The sequence below is a fragment of the Umezawaea sp. genome (assembly GCF_036375055.1).
Taxonomy (GTDB): domain Bacteria; phylum Actinomycetota; class Actinomycetes; order Mycobacteriales; family Pseudonocardiaceae; genus Umezawaea.
Genome location: NZ_DASUSQ010000140.1, coordinates 1 through 3,118 on the forward strand (window position 1 = coordinate 1; position 3,118 = coordinate 3,118).

The 3,118-nt window shown below is 75.1% G+C and carries 1 protein-coding gene; it reads right to left on the minus strand.

Annotated features, from left to right (window positions below):
- On the minus strand, positions 1-3,105 hold a 3,105-nt coding region (locus VFZ92_RS34715; RefSeq protein WP_330880893.1), incomplete at its 3' end, for a condensation domain-containing protein.
- Between the last annotated feature and the right edge of the window lie 13 nt (positions 3,106-3,118).

The window sequence follows — 3,118 nt, forward strand, 5'->3', positions numbered from 1 at the left end:
CCGCAGGTGCAACCCGACGACATCACCACGACGCACACCCGCGACGACCAGCCGCCGAGCCAGCACCTCGCTGCGCGCGTCCAGCTCCGCGAAGGTCAACCGCTCCTCGCCCGACTCGACCGCGACCGCGTCCGGCCACAGGCCCACCCGCTCGCGGAACAGCTCGTGCACGGGCGTGGTGCGCACGGGTGCGGCACCGTCCCCGGTCCACGCGGCCACGCGCCGCCGCTCGTCGTCGCTCGCGCGCAGGAGGTCGGCCACCGCGATCCGCGGGGACCCGTCCAGCACGTCCAGCAGACCGGCGAACGCGGCCAGCAGCTCCTCGGCCGCGCCGACCTCGAACAGGCCCGTGTTCAGCGCCAGGGCCAGGTCGAGCCCGTCGGCCGTGCGGCTCGTGGCGAGCGACAGGTCGAACCGGCTGGCGCTGCCCTCGACCGGCAGGTCGCCCAGGACCAGTTCGGTGGGCGTGCCGTCGACGAGGTCCGTGCCCGCCGTGAAGGAGAACATGGTGCGGAACAACGGGTTCGCGCCCTCGGCCCGCTCCGGCGCCACCGCCCGGACCACCTGCTCGAACGGTGCCTCCTGGTGGGCGAACGCCCCCAGCACCACCTCCCGCACCCGCTCCAGGTGCGCCGGGAAGTCGTCCTCCGGGCGCACCACGACCCGCAGCGCCAGGGTGTTCACGAAGAAGCCCACCACCGGCGCGAGATCGGCGTGCGCCCGGCCGGAGACCGGCACGCCCACCGTGAAGTCGCGTTCACCGGAACGCCGGGCCAGCAGGAGGCAGTACACGGCGAGGAACACCATGAAGTCGGTCGCCCCGACCTCCGCGCGGACCCGGTCGAGCCCGGCCAGCGACGAGACGGGCACGGTGCGGGCACTCGCCTCGAACGGGGCACCCTCCTGCCCGCGACCGCTCGACGAGCGCGGCCACGGCGGCGGTGCGCCGTCCAGCGCCCGTCGCCAGTAGGCGAGGTCGTCGTCGGACCGCTGCCGCACGAGGTCCCGGTGCCAGACGGAGTAGTCGGCGTACCGGACGTCCAGGGGGGCCAGCCCGGCACGGGTCGGATCGCCGCCCGCGCGGTACAGCGCCCACAGCTCGCGCTCGACGACGTCGGAGGACCACTCGTCGATCGCGACGTGGTGCGCCACGAACAGGACCACGTGCCGGTCCGGGGCGAGGCGCCACGCGGTCGCGCGCAGCACCGGTCCGGCACCGAGGTCGAACGGCCGCCGCGCCTCGCCGTCGACGAGCGCCGCCACGTCGGCCTCCTCGGCGTCCAGCACCACCAGCCCGTTCCAGGCCGCGGTGCCGACGCGCTGCACCACACCGCCGTCCTCGTCGAGGTGCAGCGTGGTGCGGAAGGACTCGTGGCGCCGCACCAGCGCCTCGACGGCCGCGCCCAGTGCGGCCAGGTCGAGGTCGCCGCGCACCTCGTAGCCCCAGGGCACGTGGTACGTCGGGCTGTCGGGGGCGAGCTGCCAGAGGAACCACTGGCGCTCCTGGGCGTGCGACGCGGGCAGCTCGGTGCCCTCGACGCGGGGGATCCCGGCGACGGCACCCGCCGCGGTGCTCCGGTCGATCAGCTCGGCCTGGCCCGCGACGGTCGGGTGCGCGAACACCTCGTGCAGGGCCAGATCAGCGCCGAGTTCCGCCCTGACCCGCACGGCGAGTCGAACGGCGAGCAGCGAATGCCCACCGGCACCGAAGAAGTCCTCGTGCACCCCGATGTCCGGCACACCCAGCACCGCGCTCCACGCGGCGGCGACCCGCCGCTCCGTCTCGGTCCGCGGCGCCACCGCGTCCCGGCCGGAGAGCTGCGCCTCGACGTCGTCCGGCACGGTCAGCGCCAGCCGGTCGAGCTTGCCGCCGACGGTCATCGGCAGCGCGTCGACCGGCACCAGCACCGTCGGGACCGCCGCGGCGGGCAGTCGGCCCGCCAGGTGCTCGCGGACCTCGTCCCGGTCGAGGGCGGTTCCCCCGGCCACGACCAGGTGGGCGACCAGCCGCAGCCGCCCGTCCGCGCCGATCCGGTGCGCGGACACCGCCGCCGCGTCGATCGCGGGGTGGCCGCGCAGCGCGGCTTCGACCTCCTCCAGCTCGACCCGCTGGCCCTGGACCTTCACCTGGTGGTCGTTGCGGCCGAGGAACTCGATCTGGCCGTCGACCGTGTACCGCCCGAGGTCACCGGTCCGGTAGAGCCTGCTCCCCGGCTCACCCCACGGGTCGGGCACGAACACCGCGGCCGTCGCGCCGGGGCGGCGGACGTAGCCGCGGCCCACACCGGGACCGCCGATCACGATCTCGCCGACCGCGCCCGGCGGCACCTGGTGCAGCTCCTCGTCCACGAGGTGCACCCGCGCGTTGCCGTACGGCCGCCCGATCACCGGCGAGGAGTGCTCGTCGAGGTGCGCGCAGGTCACGTCGACCGTCGTCTCGGCGGGCCCGTACAGGTTCTGCGCGATGACGGCGGGGTGCGAGCGCAGGGTCAGCCACAGGTCGGGCGGGCACGCCTCGCCGCCGACCGCCACCAGCTTCGGCGGGTGGGGGGCGTCCAGCAGCCCCACCTCCACCATCACCTGGATCTGCGACGTCGTGGCGTCGATGACGTCCACCGCCCGCTCGGGGTCCTGGGCGAGGGCGACCAGGTGCCGGGGGTCGCGGCCCTCGGCACCGGACAGCACCAGCAGCGGGTGGCCGTCCAGCAGCGGCAGGATCTGCGTGAGGAAGAAGTCGGAGATGAACGCCGACGTCCCGGTCAGCACGCGGGCCCGACCGCCGGGCTCGAACCCGGCCTCGCGCATCCGGGGCAGCAGCAGGGCTTCCGCGTAGTTCGCGACGTTGCCGTGGTCGACCATCACGCCCTTGGCGCGGCCCGTCGAGCCCGACGTGAACATCACGTAGGCCAGGTCGCGGGCACCCACCACCGGCAGGTCCACGTCCGGGACCTCGCCGTCCTGGTCCGGGGACACGGTCCGCCAGGACTCCGGCGTCGCCTCCCGCGACACGACCACCACCGGGACCGCGTCCTCCACCATCACGGCCAACCGGGCCGCGGGCAGCTCCGGGTCCAGCGGCAGGAACGCACCACCGGACTTCCACACCGCCCACACCGCC